A 16001-nucleotide genomic window follows, 5' to 3' on the forward strand; every position below is an offset into this window, starting at 1 on the left:
GAGAGAGTCGATGGCACGCAAGGCAAAGAAGCGCCGCTACTCACGCAGCTCAGGCAGTGACGTCGAGAGCGAGATGCGACGCTACAAGAAGGGGACCGCGAAGAGCGGACGAGGCGGTCGCGGCGGACGCGTGAAGAGCCGCAAGCAGGCGATCGCAATCGGCCTGTCGAAGGCGCGCAAGAAGGGCAAGAAGGTGCCGAAGAAGGCATCGAAGCGGAAGACGAGCAAGAAGAAGACAAGCAAGAAGAAGAGCTCGAAGCGCAAATCCAGCAAGCGGTAACGCCGACCGCGCGTCAGATCATGCTGCCGGGCATGAAGCAGCGGATCGAAATGCCGAACACTGTCTTGACCGGCCAGACCATGGTGCGGCCGGCGCGATTCGGTTCAGTGATCACGGCTTCGTCGGGGACCTCGACCCACTGCCCGTCGAGGCGAACGCGATAGTGTCCATTGAACGATTCCCAATCAGGATCGGCCACCGCGACGCCATCGGCATCCGAGCAGCATGGACCGAGATGGCTGCGCAGGCTGTCGAACCAGGGCTTCAGGGGCGAATCCTTGAAGCGGCCGTCGTCACGCCCTATGGCGCTTCCGGTCGGCAGCATCAGAGGTGCCGCCAGCAGCACAAGCCTCAGCGAGAGCTTCAATCGATCCATGTCGGCACCGATCAAATGCGAACCACGGCCGGTTCCACAAAGCGGCCGGACGTCCGAAAGTTCCACCCTGCAGTTTGCCTCGGCGGCTTCATTGCCGCCAAAGTACAGCACGCAACTTCGAAGTGTGACGCGCGAACGCGGCTTTTTCGGACGAACCCGTCATCATTGCTGCCGTTAACGAGAATGTTATCGGCGATCTGTGGGTATCTCGCAGCCGCACAGGAAAAAGGCGGCCCGTGAGGCCGCCTTCTTTGAAGTTGCTACCGGACTGGGCAATCAGGCGAGCGGCACCGCGACGAACCGGGTCGCCTGCGCGTTTTTCACCTGTAACAGCACGCTGTTCTTGCCGGACGATTTGGCCTGCGCCAGCTCGGAGCGAACATCGCCGACATTGGCGACAGCCTTGCCGCCGACGTTGAGGATGACGTCGCCGGTCTGGATGCCGCGCTGCGCTGCCGGTCCCTGCGGATCGACCTCGGTGACCACGACGCCCGTCTGTCCGGCCCCCTGGACCTCGCCGGCCGGTGCCAGGCTAAGGCCGAGACGCGGCATGCCGGGAGCCTGCTGCGTCTTGCCGTCATCAGCCTTGCCGTCATCAGCTTTGGCCTGCCGCTCGTTCGGCAGCTCGCCGAGAGCGAGCGTCACCGTCTTGCTGTCGCCCTTGTGGACGACATCCAGCTTTATGGACGTGCCCGGCGCCAAGGTGGCGATGGTGCGGGCGAGATCGCGCGAGTCCTTGATCGCGCTGCCATTGACCGCGGTGATGACGTCTCCCGCCTCGATGCCAGCCTTCGCCGCCGGGCTGCCATCCTGCGGATTGTCGACGATCGCGCCGCGTGCCGCCTTCAGGCCGAGGCTGTCGGCGATCTCCGCGGTCACCGGCTGCACCTGGACGCCGAGCCAGCCGCGGGTGACGGCGCCCTTGTCCTTGAGCTGCGCGACGACGAGCTTTGCGGTCGAGGCCGGAATGTCGAAGCCGATGCCGACCGATCCGCCCGAGGGCGAATAGATCGCAGTGTTCACGCCAATGACGTTGCCATTCATGTCGAAGGCCGGACCGCCGGAATTGCCCTTGTTGATCGGCGCATCGATCTGGATGAAGTCGTCATAGGGGCCGTTACCGATGTCGCGGCCGCTGGCCGAGACAATGCCGGCCGTCACGGTGCCGCCGAGGCCGAACGGATTGCCGACCGCGACCACCCAGTCGCCGATCCGCGGCTTCTGGTCGGAGAATTTCACGAACGGAAAGTCCTTCTTGCCGTCGACCTTGATCAGCGCGAGATCGGTCTTCGGATCGGTGCCGACCACCTTCGCGGTGTAGATCGTGCCGTCGTCCATCGTCACCTGCACGGACTCGGCGTGATCGACGACATGATTGTTGGTCACGGCATAGCCGTCGGCGGAGATGAAGAAGCCGGAGCCCTCGCCCGTGATCACCTGGTGCCGCTGGTGCGGCATGCCGTTCATGCCCGGACCGCGGAAGCCAAACTGCCGCGAGAACTGGTCGAACGGAGAATCTTCGTCCTGATCCATCCGGTTCTGTTGCAGCATCGCGCTCTTGTCGTTGTCCTGGTCGATTTTCACCCGCACCGAGATGACGGCCGGCTTGACCTTGCTGACGAGGTCGCCGAAGCCCGGCGGCGTCGCAGTGCTTTCAGCGGCCTGGGCAGGCGAAATCAGGGAAGCCACGCCGAACGACGTTGAAGCGGGAGAAGCCGCCAGCACGGCCGCGCCAAGCGCGGCCACGGTGCCGAGCAGCGCCAGCCGGCGCGGCCTTAGAATTTTGCGGGACGTGCTGGTGTCGGAATTGACGCGATCGATCATGTCGAAATGTCCATGTTGGGTAAGTCGCCTTGCCCCCAACATGGCCATCGTCACCTTACGGCGCTCCGTCCATCCGATTAAATCTTGGCAAAGAAGGTTCGTCCGGCGGACGCAGGGCATCGTCCCCGCCACAGATTTGATGCAGCTCAACGCGAACCTTTTGCATCGTGAAAGGCTGCGCCGATCGAATGACCCATTGGAGGCGACGCCATGTACAAAGACATTCTCGTCCATGTCCCGACCGAGCGGCCGATGCGGGCGGTGGTCGAAGGCTCGATCTCGCTTGCGGCCAGCCTCAATGCCCATGTCGATGCGGTCGCAGTCGGCTATGTCGCAAGCAGCACAGCCTATGTAATGGAGGGCGGTGCTGCCGTAGCGGCCGTGTTCGAGATGGAACGCGAGCGTGCGGTGGAGCGGGCCGAGGCAGCACTCGCGGTGTTCAAGACCGAAGCGGCGAACGCCGATATCTCCTATACCTGCTATCCGCTTGGCGCGATTCCGGTGGATGCAGCCGGCTCGCTCGGCGAGATGGCGCGGCTGCACGATCTCAGCGTCGTCCTTCAGCCGGATCCCGAGCAGGTCTCATTCGACAACGACGTACCCCGCGAGATCCTGTTTCAGGCGGGCGGCCCGGTTCTGTTCCTGCCCTATACGTTCCGCGGAACCTTCAGGGCGAAACGGATCGGCATCTGCTGGGATGGTAGCCGCGTTGCGGCGCGGGCACTGCGCGATGCAGCGACATTTCTGGCGCGCGCCGAGGATATCGTGATCATCGCCATCAACGAGTCCGACACCGTCTCCGGTGAGGTCTCGGCGAACAATCTCGCCAAGCATCTCGGACGGCGCGGCCTGTCGACTCGCACCGTCAGTCTCTCGGCCACGCGCGCCGATGTCCAGCCGACCATCCTGTCACTGGCGGCCGACGAGAATCTCGATCTGCTGGTGATGGGCGGCTACGGCCATTCGCGATTGCAGGAGCGTTTTCTCGGCGGCGTTACCCGCGCCATGCTCGAGGCTATGACGATCCCGACCCTGATGTCGCATTAGCGAAGGCGGAAGGGGAGACGCGATCACGCTGCGGCAGGTGTCTCCCAAGACTCGGCTTCGACAGCGTCTTCCTGGCGTTGCGTATTGCATGCATCGAAATGCGCCTTCAGCGCGACCTCGGCAAGATGTTCGAAATGTTCGGCCTGGCCGAGGAGTTGCCAATTCTGGAGCGGCCGATAGGCCGCCTGCTGACGACAGAGGGACGCCAGCGCGCGGTAGCGACGTACGTTCTCCATGAGACCCTCCCTCGCATTCACTCGGGCTTATTGCCCTAATTTACGTCAGGCCGATGGCGGTTATGCAAAACATTTTTTGCTCATCCAGCCCACTTAACACAGGTTAACCTTTGGAAAATGCGCCGACGCACAATAGTTCCTGTTGGTAACCGTCTCGGAACCTGCAGTGCTATCCTTAGGCGTAACGGCGGCGTTCCACGTTGATGCCAATCAAATTGGAATACCGTTCGATCGGTTCGGGGCGCCCGATCAGATAGCCCTGCATCTCCTCGCAAGCCTCACCTTCCAGGAAGGCGCGCTGCGCCTCCGTCTCCACCCCTTCGGCAACGACCGGGATTTGCAGCGCGTGCGCGAGGCTCAAGACCGCGCGGACGATCTCGGCCGATTGCGGCGTTGCCTCGAGGTCGGAAATGAAGCTGCGGTCGATCTTGATTTTGTCGAACGGGAACGACTGGAGATAGGACAGTGATGAGTACCCGGTACCGAAATCGTCCATTGCGATGCGGATGCCGAGCGCTTTGAGCCGCCGCAGCAGATTGAGCGCGCGGGTGAAATCGCCGATCAGCACGCCCTCGGTGATCTCGACCTCGAGCCGCGTGGGCGAAAGTCCCGTCTCCAGCAGGATTTGATGGATGGACCGTTCGAGATCGCCGGCCTTGAATTGGATCGGTGACAGGTTGACCGCGACCTGCAGCGGCCGCGGCCAAGACGCCGCCTCGCGACACGCCTCGCGCAACACCCATTCGCCGATCTCGATGATCAGCCCGCTCTCTTCGGCCAGCGGAATGAACTGGTCGGGCGGCACAAGGCCCCGCATCGGATGGTTCCAGCGCGCCAGCGCCTCGAAGCCGATGATTTCTCCGTCCATTCGCGCCTGCGGCTGGAAATAGACCTCGAGCTGATTCTGCTCCAGCGCGTGGCGCAGATCGTGCTGCAACAACCTGCGATCTCGCAGCTCCCGGTCCATCGCAGTCTCGAAGAAGCAGACCCTGCCCCGGCCTTCGCGCTTGGCGCGATAGAGCGCCGAATCGGCGTTCGCAAGCAGCGTCGCCGCATCGATGCCGTCGTCCGGATAGACTGCGATACCAACACTGAGGCCGACATGGGAAAGATAGTCGTCGACCTCGAGCTCCCTGCCAATCGTCTCGACCAGACGCTCGGCGAGCGAGAGCACGTCTTCACGCCTGATGTCGTCGGACATCAGGATCATGAACTCGTCGCCGCCGATGCGAGCGACGAAAGCGCCATCGGACTCCGCAACAAGACGCTCGGCGGCCGCCCGCATCATCATGTCGCCGACGGGGTGGCCGAACACGTCGTTGACGTCCTTGAAGCGGTCGAGATCCAGACTGAGGACCGCAAAGCTGGCGGAGGCTTCCTCGGCCCGCTCGAGCCGCTCGTCCAGCGCCGCATTGAAAGCGCTGCGATTCGGCAAGTCGGTCAAGGCGTCATGGTGGGCGAGATGGCTGATCCGCGCTTCATTCGTGATCCGCTCGGTGACGTCCTCGATCACGCCGACCAAATATTGCGGTGCGCCGTTGCCGTCCCTGACGAGCAGTTTGCGCGAATTGACGACGCGATCGCGGCCCTTGACCCCGGCCTGGAGCACATGCCCTTCCAGGAGCATCGGGGTGCCGCTGTCGACGACGCGGCGGTCCTGCTCGTTGACGACGCGGGCAATATCGTCGGGAAAGATCTGCTCCGGAGTCCGGCCCAGCATGTCCTCGCGGGGCATGCCGTAATAGTCTTCGCCGGCCCGGTTGAGCAGGATGTATCGCGAATCCGCCGCATCCTTGGCGAACACCGCAATCGGAATGTTCTCGATGATGCTGTCGAGAAATTCGCGCGCCCGCAACAGGTTCTGCTCGGCGCACTTGTGCGTCTGCTCGAGCTCTTCGATCATCAGCTTGATCGCGCGGTCGGTGCGCCGGCGATCGCCGTCGCTCTCCTCGTAAGCTGCGCTGACGAGCTCGCCGAGCCTGGCCAGATCGACCTGCCCGGCCTCGTCCGTCGACTGCCTGATCTGCCTTGCCAACAGGCGATGCATGGTCACCCCGCCGCCTCCGCGATGACAGTGACCGTCATGGTCTGGTTGTGCAGCTCGCAGCGACCGGAGGCCGCCGGAGGCGCGATCTCGCCGTAAGAGTAGAAGCCGATACGGGTGACGTCGTCGCCGAGCTCGGCGGCAACCGCGTCGAGCTCATCCTGCGTTCGTTGCCCCATGACCTTGCGACGGCCCGTGCAGCTGACCAGGATCGCGAGCTTATCACCTGCGATCTCATCTGCCAGCGCGCTGCGCGCCTGCCGGACGGCTTCGCCCGCGCCTGCCGCGAGACTGTCGAAATTGGCGCGCATCAACTGCGCGGTACATCCCTCCGGAATGTCGGCAGCGAAGGTCAGCGTGCGGGCACTGCGATCCACGGCGAAGACGGAACGCACGATCTGCCGGTCTGGCTCGGACTCGTCGTGGATCCGCAGCGGAAACGCGAGGCCCGAACCGGGCATCGCAGCGGCCTCTTCCTCGCCGAGATAGCGCGTGTAGAGATCCAGCGGCGGATCGCCGTCGAGCTCCTCCACCACGGGACCGCTCGACTTCGTGACCTTGCGCCTCGGGCCGAACACGTCCCAGCCGCCGGCGCAGCCATGCGTGAAGCGAAAGGAGGTGCCATAGAATCCGATTGCCGCAACGCGATTCGGCAAAGGCTCATCATCAGCCCCGACCAACGTCTGTTCGAACTGAGCGCCATCGCCGGCAAGGCCGCCGGTGACCGGCAAATCCGGTCCGAGCAACTCGGTCATGCCGGCGAGCAACTCGCCACCGTTCACGACCAATCCGTCGGACAGGACGAACAGCCCCGCCAGATCCTCTGCCATCATCTGGCGGGCGAGACGCGCGCCGCAAGCCCGCGACGCCCCGCGCGATTCAACGACTTCGTTCACCACCCTCACCTGCGTACGGGCAAAATGCAGGGCGACCGCCACCATTTCGTCGTCGCTGATGTCGTCGCCATGGATCTGCCCACCGGTGCTGCATCCGACGATGTGACTGTCGGGGTAGAGATCACGCAGCTCGCGATAGCGCGCGCCGCTCGCCAAGCCCTGCCGGCTGCCGAAATAAAGCACGAGCTGGGCAGGTTCCCGCAAAGCGCTCGCTCCGCGCCAGCCATGGGCAGCGTTCCAGTGGCGATATTGAATCTGCATCCCGCTCTCTCTGCGATCCTTGAACCACAGATTGGGCGGCGGCGCATTGCGTCGCCGTTAATCGAACGCCTGCTTCACCACCGTTGGTTACCCCGGCATGAAGGGTATTGCCGATTCCCGATCGATCTTCCGTAGGACCCCGGGGAAGCGTCGCACCGCTGCGCAACGCCCCCGTAATCTACCGGGCCCGCGCAAATTCGCCGGCGCGCATTGGCTGCGCGGAACCACCTTGCAGACTCGGAACCCAACCAGCCTCGGCAGCAATGCGAATGGCTGCGATGTTGCCGGCATAGTTGGCGCTGCTCTTGCCTCGAAACACGGCGGATCCCGCCACGAGCGTATCGGCGCCTGCGGCAGCAACCGCCGCGGCATTGTCGCGCGTCACGCCGCCATCGACCTCGAGCCGGATCGGCCGCTCGCCGATCATGGTTCGAAGCCGCGCGATCTTCCCGAGCTGGGATTCGAGGAAGGACTGGCCGCCGAAGCCCGGATTGACCGTCATCACCAGCACGAGATCGAGCCGATCGAGCACATATTCGATCACGCTTTCGGGCGTCGATGGACACAGGCTGACGCCCGCCTTCTTGCCGAGCGCGCGGATCGCCTGGAGCGAACGGTCCAGATGCGGGCCCGCCTCGGCATGCACGGTGATGACGTCCGCACCTGCCTTCGCGAACGCCTCCAGATAGGGATCGACGGGCGCGATCATCAGATGCACGTCGAAGACCTTCTTGGTCAGCGGCCGGATCGACCTGATGACGTCGGCGCCAAAGCTGATGTTCGGCACGAAGTGGCCGTCCATGACGTCGCAATGGATCCAGTCGGCGCCGGCCGCGTCGATCGCCGCGACCTCCTCGCCGAGGCGCGCAAAATCCGCCGCAAGGATCGAGGGAGCAATCAGGATGTCCCGCGTCATGGCTGCGCGCTCCGCGCGTCAGCGCCACCGCTGAAGACGCGGCTTGCCAACACATCAGCAGGATCGATCGTTTCGAGATCGGCGACATCGAGCAGGCGATCGAGATCGGACACCAGGCGATCGGCCTGCCGCAGGCGGATGCGGTCGACGGCGTTGCGGATCGAGCGCGCATTGGAGAAGAACGGCTGCGTCCGCCGCAATGCGATGTATTTCTCAAACGCTTGGCGAGCCGCCGTCGAGAAACGGTAGCCGCGCTCTCTCAGCATCAGCTCCGCGATGACCAGCAGCTCGGCTTCCGCATAGTCAGGAAACTCGATGTGGTGGGCGATGCGCGAGCGGAAGCCGGGGTTGGAGGCAAAGAAGCTCGTCATCCGCTCGCCATAGCCGGCGAGGATCACCACGAGGTCTTCGCGCTGGTTTTCCATGACCTGGAGCAGGATCTCGATCGCTTCCTGGCCATAGTCGCGTTCGTTGTCGGGCCGGTGCAGATAATAGGCCTCGTCGATGAACAGCACCCCGCCCATCGCCTTTTTCAGGATTTCCTTGGTCTTCGGCGCGGTGTGGCCGATATATTGCCCGACGAGATCGTCACGCGTCACCGAGATCACCTGTCCGCGTCGCACGAAGCCGAGGCCGTGCAGGATCTTTGCCATGCGCAGCGCCACCGTGGTCTTGCCGGTGCCGGGATTGCCTGTGAACGACATGTGCAGGGTCGGCGGCGCTGATGCGAGGCCGGCGCGCTGGCGGATGCGCTCGATCAGCAACAGCGAGGCGATCTGGCGCACGCGGCTCTTGACCGGCTTGAGCCCGATCAATTCCTGCTCGAGCTGTTGCAGCGTCTCGGTGATCCCGGCCGCCTCGGCCTCCTTGCGGAGATCGAAGCTGGTTTCGTTGGGCTCTGATGTCGTTGCGTGGGGAACGTCGAGCATGGCTACCCTCGAAGAAAAGAGCTTCGCCGCGGGGGAAGCGGCGAAGCAGTGGTCCGCCAAGGATACGGAGCAGGGAGCGCTCCGTGCGGAAAGGGAACAGCTATTGCGAGGCGTGAGTGACCGCCTTGCGAACGGTGCTGTATCGGATCGCGCGACCGCCGACCTCCTGCCGCACCAGTTCGAACTCGGCCTCCTGCTTCGGCCGGTTGACGAGGAAGGAGATCCGCACCGATTCCCAGCCATGGCTGGAATCGAAACCGCTAATTCGGATGTAGCGGTCGCCATACACCCTGCGGCACTCGGCGAGCTCCATCATCACGCCGGCAGCGTCCTGGAGATCGAACATCGGCAGGCCCCACATCTCCCAATAGGTGTTGCGGGGATGCGGGTCGTCGGTGAACTCGATGTTCACAGCCCAGCCATTGGCGAGGCAATATTGCACCTGCTTATAGATCTGATCGTCGGTCAGATCAGGCAGGAACGAGAAGCAGCCCTGGGTCAGTTTCATGTCTCATCTCCTCAAACGGTTTCCAGCGCTGTCGGCACGAAGTCCGGCGTATCGGTGGATTGATAGTTGAAGGTGACGTCCTTCCAGACCTCGAGCGCGGCCTTCAGCGGCGTGCAGGTCTGCGCGGCTTTGGCCAGAATCTCAGGACCTTCGTGGACGTAGTCACGACCCTCGTTGCGGGCGAGGATCACCGCTTCCAGCGCCACGCGATTGGCGGCGGCGCCGGCCGCGATGCCCATGGGATGGCCGATGGTGCCGCCGCCGAATTGCAGCACGACGTCCTCGCCGAGCAGATCGAGCAGCTGGTGCATCTGGCCGGCATGAATGCCGCCGGAGGCCACCGGCATCATCTTGTTCAGGCTCGCCCAGGACTGGTCGAAGAATATGCCGTGCTCGAGCTTGGTCGGGTTGAAGTCCTCGCGGCAGACGTCGTAGTAGCCCCGCGTGGTGTTGGGATCGCCTTCGAGCTTGCCGACCACCGTGCCGGCATGGATGTGGTCGACACCCGCGAGCCGCATCCATTTGGCGATGACGCGGAACGACACGCCGTGGCTCTTCTGCCGCGTATAGGTCGAATGGCCGGCGCGATGCAGATGCAGGATCATGTCGTTGCGCCGCGCCCACTTGGCCATCGACTGAATCGCGGTGTAGCCGATCACGAGGTCGATCATGACGATGCACGATCCGAGCTCCTTGGCGAACTCGGCGCGCTCATACATGTCCTCCATCGTCGCTGCGGTGACGTTGAGGTATGTGCCCTTGACCTCGCCGGAGGCGGCCTGCGCGCGGTTCACCGCCTCCATGCAATAGAGGAAGCGGTCGCGCCAATGCATGAAAGGCTGCGAGTTGATGTTCTCGTCGTCCTTGGTGAAGTCGAGCCCGCCCTTCAGCGCCTCGTAGACCACGCGGCCGTAGTTGCGCCCGGAAAGACCGAGCTTCGGCTTCACGGTCGCGCCGAGCAGCGGCCGGCCGAACTTGTCGAGCCGTTCGCGCTCGACCACGATGCCGGTCGCCGGTCCCTGGAACGTCTTCACATAGGCGACCGGGAAACGCATGTCTTCCAGACGCAGGGCCTTGAGCGGCTTGAAGCCGAACACGTTGCCGATGATCGAGGCCGACAGGTTCGCAATCGAGCCCGGCTCGAACAGGTCAAGGTCATAGGCGATGTAGGCGAAATACGAGCCCGGCGTGCCCGGGACCGGGTCGACCCGGTAGCACTTGGCACGATATTTCTCGGCCGCGGTCAGGCGATCAGTCCACACCACCGTCCAGGTCGCGGTCGAGGATTCGCCGGCAACGGCCGCCGACGCCTCGATCGGGTCGACGCCCTCCTGCGGCGTGACGCGGAATAACGCGATGACGTCGGTGTCCTTCGGCGTGTATTCGGGCTCCCAATAGCCCATGCGCTTGTATTCCATCACACCCGAGCGATAGCGCTCCTTGCCGCGGACCGTTCCAGCATGTGCGTTCATGGCTCTCTCTCCTGCTCTTCTCTCTCTGAATGATTAGGCGGCGACCGGCTCGCGGGCGCCGATCCGCGGATCGAGCTCGCCGGTGCGGTAGCGCCGCGCCATCTCGCTCAAGGGAACGACCTTGATCCTGCTGGCGTGGCCCGCAGTGCCGAATTGCTCGAACCGCTCGCGGCAGAGCTCGCGCATCGCATCCATCGCGGGTTTGAGGAATTTGCGCGGATCGAATTCATTGCGGCTTTGCGCGGCCACCTTCCTGAACACCGCCGTCATCGCCAGGCGGCAATCGGTGTCGATGTTGACCTTGCGCACGCCGCTCTTGATGCCGCGGACGATCTCCTCGACCGGCACGCCCCAGGTCTGCGGCATCTCGCCGCCGAACTGGTTGAACATGTCCTGCAGCGGCTGCGGCACCGAGGAAGAGCCATGCATGACGAGGTGCGTGTTCGGCAGCCGGCGGTGAATCTCCTCGACCACCCGCATCGCCAGGATGTCGCCGTCGGGCTTGCGGCTGAACTTGTAGGCGCCGTGGGACGTGCCCATCGCGATCGCCAGCGCATCGACCCTCGTCGCACGGACGAAATCGACGGCCTGATCAGGGTCGGTCAGCAGCTGGTCGTGACTGACCTTGCCCTCGACACCGTGGCCGTCCTCCTGCTCGCCGCCGCCATGCTCGAGCGAGCCAAGCACGCCGAGCTCGCCTTCGACGGAGGCGCCGACCCAATGGGCGAGATCGACGACGCGGCGGGTGATCGCGACGTTGTAGTCGTAGTCGGCGGCCGTCTTGGCATCGGCCTTGAGCGAACCGTCCATCATCACCGAGGTGAAACCATGGGCGATGGCGGAGGCGCAGGTCGCCTCGTCATTGCCGTGGTCCTGGTGCATGCAGAGCGGAATGTCCGGATAGGTCCGCTCCAGTGCGTCGATCATGTGCGAAAGCATGAGATCGCCGGCATAGCTGCGTGCCCCGCGCGAGGCCTGGATGATGACGGGCGCATCGACCTCGGCCGCCGCCTGCATGATCGCGATGCCCTGCTCCATGTTGTTGATGTTGAATGCCGGCACCGCATAGCCGTGGGATGCAGCGTGATCGAGCAATTGGCGAAGGGTGATACGGGCCACGACAAATCCTCCTGTTATTGCTTGCTTGCGCGGGCGATCGCCCGTCGGGCGGCCTCATTGACGCTTTGCGGCGTGATGCCGAATTCTCGGTAGAGCACGGGTGCCGGCGCCGAGGCACCGAAGCCGCGCATGCCGACGAACTCGCCGTCACTGCCGATCCAGCGGTGCCAATCACCGGCCACCGCCGCCTCGATGCCGACGCGAGGAGCGGTCCCGAGAACGGCGGCGCGATAGTCATCCGGTTGCTCCGCGAACAGGGCGAAACAGGGTGCGGATACGACAGCGGCGCGGACATGCTCTGTTGCAAGCAGGCGCGCGGCTTCCAGCGCGATCGAAACTTCCGAGCCTGATGCCATCAGCGTCACATCGCGGCCGCCGTCGGGCGAAACAATCAGGTAGGCGCCGCGGGCGACGCGGTTTCGGCCGCGGACATCGCTGCGGAACGTCGGCAGCGCCTGGCGCGACAGGCACAGCACGGACGGACGATGCTCAGCCGTCAGCGCACAGTCCCAAGCCTCTAACGTCTCGACCGCGTCGGCGGGACGAAACACCAGCAGATTCGGGATCACGCGCAGCGCCGCGAGATGCTCCACCGGCTGATGCGTTGGCCCATCCTCGCCGAGCCCGATGGAGTCGTGCGTCATCACGTGGATGACGCGGAGCCGCATCAGGGCTGCAAGGCGGATCGCCGGCCGGCTGTAGTCGGAGAAGGCGAGAAACGTGCCGCCATAGGGAATGAAGCCGCCGTGCAGCGCGAGGCCATTCATCGCGGCGGCCATGCCGTGTTCGCGGATGCCGTAGTGAATGTAGTCGCCGGCGAACCCATCACGCTTGACGGGCGTCTGGGCCTTGGCGTGCGTCAGGTTCGAATGCGTCAGGTCCGCAGAGCCGCCGACAAATCCGGGAATCGTTGCCGCAATGCCGTCAAGCACCTGTTGCGAGGCCTGCCGGGTCGCAAGTCTTGGACGCTCCGAGGCGAAGCGCTCGCGCAATTTCGCCGAGGCCTGGGCATAGGCGTTCGGCAGGGCAACCGGCTTACCCTCGATGAACAGATCGCGCTGCGCGGGCGTCGCGTTTTCGTAGCGATCGAGCCAGGCGAGGCGAGCCACCTGCCCGCGCTGTCCAATCATCCGCCACGCCTTCACGACGGTGACAGGCACGACGAAGGGCTGGTAGTCCCAACCGAGCGCCCGCCGAGCCGCCGCGGCCTGCTCAGCGCCGAGGGGCGCGCCATGCGCCTTCTCGGTGCCCTGCCGATCAGGCGCGCCATAGCCGATGACGGTGCGGCAGGCGATCAGCGACGGTTTTGCGGTCTCGCGTTCTTCAGCGATCGCCTGCGCAACGGCTTCGGGATCATGACCATCGACGCGACGCACCGACCAGCCGGAGGCGGCGAAACGTGCGAGTTGATCATCCGACGTCGCGAGCGACGTCGGCCCGTCGATGGAGATGCCGTTGTCGTCGAACAGCACGATCAGGCGGCCGAGCCCGAGATGGCCGGCGAGCGAGATCGCCTCCTGGCTGATGCCCTCCATCAGGCAGCCGTCACCCGCGATCACATAGGTGAAGTGATCGACGAGGCCATCGCCGTGCCGCGCGTTGGCCATGCGCTCGGCGAGCGCCATGCCGACCGCGGTGGCAATCCCCTGCCCCAGCGGGCCCGTCGTGGTCTCGACACCAGGCGTATGACCATATTCGGGATGGCCCGGCGTTTTCGAGCCCCACTGCCTGAACGCCTTGATGTCGTCGAGGCTGACATCGCCGCCGGTAAGATGCAGCAGCGCATAGAGCAGCATCGAGCCATGGCCGGCCGAGAGCACGAAGCGGTCGCGGTCCGGCCAGTTTGGATGGGCCGAGTCGAACTTGAGGAAGCGCTGGAACAACACGGTCGCGACATCGGCCATGCCCATGGGCAGGCCAGGGTGGCCGGACTGCGAGGTCTCGATGGCATCGACCGCGAGGAAGCGGACGGCGTTGGCGAGATCATGATGCGTGACTGCCGTGAGATCGGCCTCGGCGTGGACGGAGATATTCATCGGATTCTCTCCTTGTTCACTTCAAGCTGCGCTTGCGTTCGATCAGCTGCATGATCAGCGGCGTCAGGATCAGCTGCATTGCGAGGTCGAGCTTGGCGCCCGGACACACGATCGAATTCGCGCGCGACATCCAGCTGTGCGGCAGCATCGACAGCAGATAGGGAAAATCGATACCGCGCGGGTTCTTGAAGCGGATCACGACCATTGATTCATCCGGCGTCGGGATCCAGCGCGCGATGAACGGATTGGAGGTGTCCACCGTCGGCACGCGCTGGAAGTTGATGTCGGTCTCGGTAAATTGCGGGCAGATGTAGTGGATGTAGTCAGGCATCCGCCGCAGGATGGTGTCGGTGACGGCCTCAGTCGAATAGCCGCGCGCGCTGCGGTCGCGATGCAGCTTCTGGATCCATTCGAGATTGATGACCGGCACGACGCCGATCTTGAGATCGGCATAACGCGCGACGTTGACCTTGTCGGTGACGACGGCGCCGTGCAGGCCTTCGTAGAACAAGAGGTCCGAATTTTCCGGCAGTCGCTCCCATTCGGTGAAAGTGCCGGGCGCGGCGCGATGCAGCGCAGATTCCTCGGCATCGTGGACATAGTGCCGCGTCACCGCGGTGCCGGTCTCGCCATAATCGCGAAATGCGCGCTCCAGCTCCTCGAACAGGTTTGTCTCGGGGCTGAAATGGCTGAAATGCTTGTTGCCGCGCTCCGCTTCCTTGGCCATCTGCGTGCGCATCTCGGCACGGTCATAGCGATGGAACGCATCACCCTCGATGTAGACGGCGTTGACCTTCTCGCGAAAGAAGATCTGCTCGAAGGTCTTCTTGACCGAGGTCGTGCCGGCACCGGAGGAGCCGGTGATGGAGATGATCGGATGCTTCCTGGACATACGATGCCCTCCTCACAGCCGGAAGAAACCGCGCCGTGCGAACAGCGGCGCCGAGACGCTCGCCACCAGCAACGGATCGCAATGCAGCTCGGCGACACGATGCACCTCGTTGCTCGAGCCCATGATCAGCGGCACGCGCTGATGCAGGGTTTGCGCCGAGAGATCGAGGATGCGCTCGCGGCCGGTCGAGGCCGAGCCGCCGGCCTGCTCGATGATCATGGCCATCGGGTGCGCCTCATAGACGAGACGCAGGCGGCCGTCGCCATAGCCGGGCCGCGCGTCCGAAGGGTAGAGAAACACGCCGCCGCGGGTGAGGATGCGATAGGCTTCCGCGACCAGCGAGCCGATCCAGCGCATGTTGAAATTGTGGTTCGCAGGCCCTTCGACACCGGCGAGGCATTCGTCGATGAAGGCGCGCACCGGCGTGTCCCAGTGCCGGCGGTTGGAGGCGTTGATCGCGAACTCCTCGCAGGCCTCGGAGATCTGCACACCGCTCCGCGCGAGGCGGAAACAACCAGCTTTGCGATCGAGGGTGAAGATGTCGACGCCCTCGCCGAGCGTCAGCACCAGCGAAGTCTGCGGACCATAAGTGATGAAGCCTGCCGCGAGCTGTGCCGATCCGCGCTGGTGGAAGGCGAGCGCGAGATCCTCCGGCGAAGGCAGGATCGAGAAGATCGTGCCGACGGTCATGTTGATGTCGATGTTGGAGGAGCCGTCCAGCGGATCGATCGCGACGCAGATCTTTGCCTGGCGATCGCAGATCTGAGGTTCGCGCATCTCCTCGGAGGCGAGCGCTGCGATCGGCTGCTTGCTGAGGCAGCGGCGCAGGATCGCATCGGCCTGCACGTCGAGATCGCGTTGGAGATCGCCGTCGCTGTTGCGTCCTGCGGTGAGGCCCGAGGCATCCGCAAGATCACCGGTGGCGATCAGGTCGGCGATCTCGATCGCCGCTGCGGCGATGGCGTCGACTGCGGCCGCGACGGTGAGCGCATGCGGCGCGGTCTCGGAATACCGTTGAAGGTGGTCGTCCAGCCTGAGTTGCCCGGTCATCTGCGTCCATCCCCTGGGCCGGCGCCGCATCCGTTCCCTCCCCGGCGGAGGTCGGTGCAGTCAGTCCCGGCATCAGAAGATTGACAGGGCTCGTTTAATAAGGAAAATTTCTATT

General features: G+C 64.1%; 15 protein-coding genes. 2 read left to right on the forward strand and 13 right to left on the reverse strand.

Annotated elements, in window-relative coordinates; all coding sequences use genetic code 11:
* The first annotated feature begins 10 nt into the window (after positions 1-10).
* Entirely contained in the window at positions 11-280 is a 270-nt protein-coding gene (locus XH89_RS28800) for a DUF6496 domain-containing protein (RefSeq protein WP_194463733.1), read from the forward strand.
* A gap of 13 nt (positions 281-293) precedes the next feature.
* Here the strand turns inward: XH89_RS28800 and XH89_RS28805 are convergent, their stop codons facing one another.
* Both XH89_RS28805 and XH89_RS28810 read right to left on the reverse strand, forming a co-directional pair.
* Positions 294-656 (reverse strand): hypothetical protein, encoded by a 363-nt coding sequence (locus XH89_RS28805; protein WP_246767642.1) that lies wholly within the window; start codon positions 654-656, stop codon positions 294-296.
* Positions 657-932: 276 nt separating this feature from the next.
* Positions 933-2480, reverse strand: a complete 1548-nt coding sequence (locus XH89_RS28810; protein WP_194463734.1) for a Do family serine endopeptidase — start codon at positions 2478-2480, stop codon at positions 933-935.
* A 210-nt stretch (positions 2481-2690) separates the two neighbouring features.
* On the opposite strand from XH89_RS28810, the gene XH89_RS28815 reads away from it, so the two are divergent.
* On the forward strand, positions 2691-3527 hold the full coding sequence (locus tag XH89_RS28815) for a universal stress protein (RefSeq protein WP_194463735.1): 837 nt from the start codon (positions 2691-2693) through the stop codon (positions 3525-3527).
* 23 nt (positions 3528-3550) lie between these two features.
* On the opposite strand, the gene XH89_RS28820 is transcribed toward XH89_RS28815, so the two are convergent.
* The 11 genes from XH89_RS28820 to XH89_RS28870 form a co-directional block, all read right to left on the reverse strand.
* Complete coding sequence (locus XH89_RS28820; RefSeq protein ID WP_194463736.1) at positions 3551-3763, reverse strand: hypothetical protein; 213 nt, start codon at positions 3761-3763, stop codon at positions 3551-3553.
* Positions 3764-3938: 175 nt separating this feature from the next.
* Positions 3939-5810, reverse strand: a complete 1872-nt coding sequence (locus XH89_RS28825; protein ID WP_246767917.1) for a bifunctional diguanylate cyclase/phosphodiesterase — start codon at positions 5808-5810, stop codon at positions 3939-3941.
* A 2-nt stretch (positions 5811-5812) separates the two neighbouring features.
* Positions 5813-6964: an FIST signal transduction protein gene (locus XH89_RS28830; protein ID WP_194463738.1), complete on the reverse strand. Its 1152-nt coding sequence runs from the start codon at positions 6962-6964 to the stop codon at positions 5813-5815.
* A gap of 178 nt (positions 6965-7142) precedes the next feature.
* A complete protein-coding gene (gene rpe, locus XH89_RS28835) occupies positions 7143-7880 on the reverse strand; it encodes a ribulose-phosphate 3-epimerase (protein WP_194463739.1) in 738 nt (245 codons plus the stop codon).
* The gene (gene cbbX / locus XH89_RS28840; protein WP_194463740.1) at positions 7877-8809 is read right to left on the reverse strand and encodes a CbbX protein; all 933 of its coding nucleotides are present in this window, start codon (positions 8807-8809) and stop codon (positions 7877-7879) included. Before cbbX ends, rpe begins: the two co-directional genes overlap by 4 nt.
* Positions 8810-8909: 100 nt before the next feature.
* Positions 8910-9317: a ribulose bisphosphate carboxylase small subunit gene (locus XH89_RS28845; protein WP_194463741.1), complete on the reverse strand. Its 408-nt coding sequence runs from the start codon at positions 9315-9317 to the stop codon at positions 8910-8912.
* Between the two features lie 11 nt (positions 9318-9328).
* A complete protein-coding gene (locus XH89_RS28850) occupies positions 9329-10789 on the reverse strand; it encodes a form I ribulose bisphosphate carboxylase large subunit (protein WP_194463742.1) in 1461 nt (486 codons plus the stop codon).
* A 33-nt stretch (positions 10790-10822) separates the two neighbouring features.
* Positions 10823-11908, reverse strand: coding sequence for a class II fructose-bisphosphate aldolase (gene fba / locus XH89_RS28855; RefSeq protein ID WP_194463743.1), 1086 nt, complete (start codon positions 11906-11908; stop codon positions 10823-10825).
* 14 nt (positions 11909-11922) lie between these two features.
* Entirely contained in the window at positions 11923-13944 is a 2022-nt protein-coding gene (tkt, locus tag XH89_RS28860; RefSeq protein ID WP_194463744.1) for a transketolase, read from the reverse strand.
* Between the two features lie 16 nt (positions 13945-13960).
* Positions 13961-14836, reverse strand: coding sequence for a phosphoribulokinase (locus XH89_RS28865; RefSeq protein WP_194463745.1), 876 nt, complete (start codon positions 14834-14836; stop codon positions 13961-13963).
* A gap of 12 nt (positions 14837-14848) precedes the next feature.
* Positions 14849-15886, reverse strand: a complete 1038-nt coding sequence (locus XH89_RS28870) for a class 1 fructose-bisphosphatase (protein WP_194463746.1) — start codon at positions 15884-15886, stop codon at positions 14849-14851.
* Positions 15887-16001: the final 115 nt, after the last annotated feature.

This window comes from Bradyrhizobium sp. CCBAU 53340, from assembly GCF_015291645.1.
GTDB lineage: Bacteria > Pseudomonadota > Alphaproteobacteria > Rhizobiales > Xanthobacteraceae > Bradyrhizobium.

Bases quoted from the DNA above. Each gene is read 5' to 3' on its own strand.
- XH89_RS28800 (WP_194463733.1), top strand. From the start codon at position 11: ATGGCACGCAAGGCAAAGAAGCGCCGCTACTCACGCAGCTCAGGCAGT.
- XH89_RS28805 (WP_246767642.1), bottom strand. From the start codon at position 656: ATGGATCGATTGAAGCTCTCGCTGAGGCTTGTGCTGCTGGCGGCACCT.
- XH89_RS28810 (WP_194463734.1), bottom strand. From the start codon at position 2,480: ATGATCGATCGCGTCAATTCCGACACCAGCACGTCCCGCAAAATTCTA.
- XH89_RS28815 (WP_194463735.1), top strand. From the start codon at position 2,691: ATGTACAAAGACATTCTCGTCCATGTCCCGACCGAGCGGCCGATGCGG.
- XH89_RS28820 (WP_194463736.1), bottom strand. From the start codon at position 3,763: ATGGAGAACGTACGTCGCTACCGCGCGCTGGCGTCCCTCTGTCGTCAG.
- XH89_RS28825 (WP_246767917.1), bottom strand. From the start codon at position 5,810: ATGCATCGCCTGTTGGCAAGGCAGATCAGGCAGTCGACGGACGAGGCC.
- XH89_RS28830 (WP_194463738.1), bottom strand. From the start codon at position 6,964: ATGCAGATTCAATATCGCCACTGGAACGCTGCCCATGGCTGGCGCGGA.
- rpe (WP_194463739.1), bottom strand. From the start codon at position 7,880: ATGACGCGGGACATCCTGATTGCTCCCTCGATCCTTGCGGCGGATTTT.
- cbbX (WP_194463740.1), bottom strand. From the start codon at position 8,809: ATGCTCGACGTTCCCCACGCAACGACATCAGAGCCCAACGAAACCAGC.
- XH89_RS28845 (WP_194463741.1), bottom strand. From the start codon at position 9,317: ATGAAACTGACCCAGGGCTGCTTCTCGTTCCTGCCTGATCTGACCGAC.
- XH89_RS28850 (WP_194463742.1), bottom strand. From the start codon at position 10,789: ATGAACGCACATGCTGGAACGGTCCGCGGCAAGGAGCGCTATCGCTCG.
- tkt (WP_194463744.1), bottom strand. From the start codon at position 13,944: ATGAATATCTCCGTCCACGCCGAGGCCGATCTCACGGCAGTCACGCAT.
- XH89_RS28865 (WP_194463745.1), bottom strand. From the start codon at position 14,836: ATGTCCAGGAAGCATCCGATCATCTCCATCACCGGCTCCTCCGGTGCC.
- XH89_RS28870 (WP_194463746.1), bottom strand. From the start codon at position 15,886: ATGACCGGGCAACTCAGGCTGGACGACCACCTTCAACGGTATTCCGAG.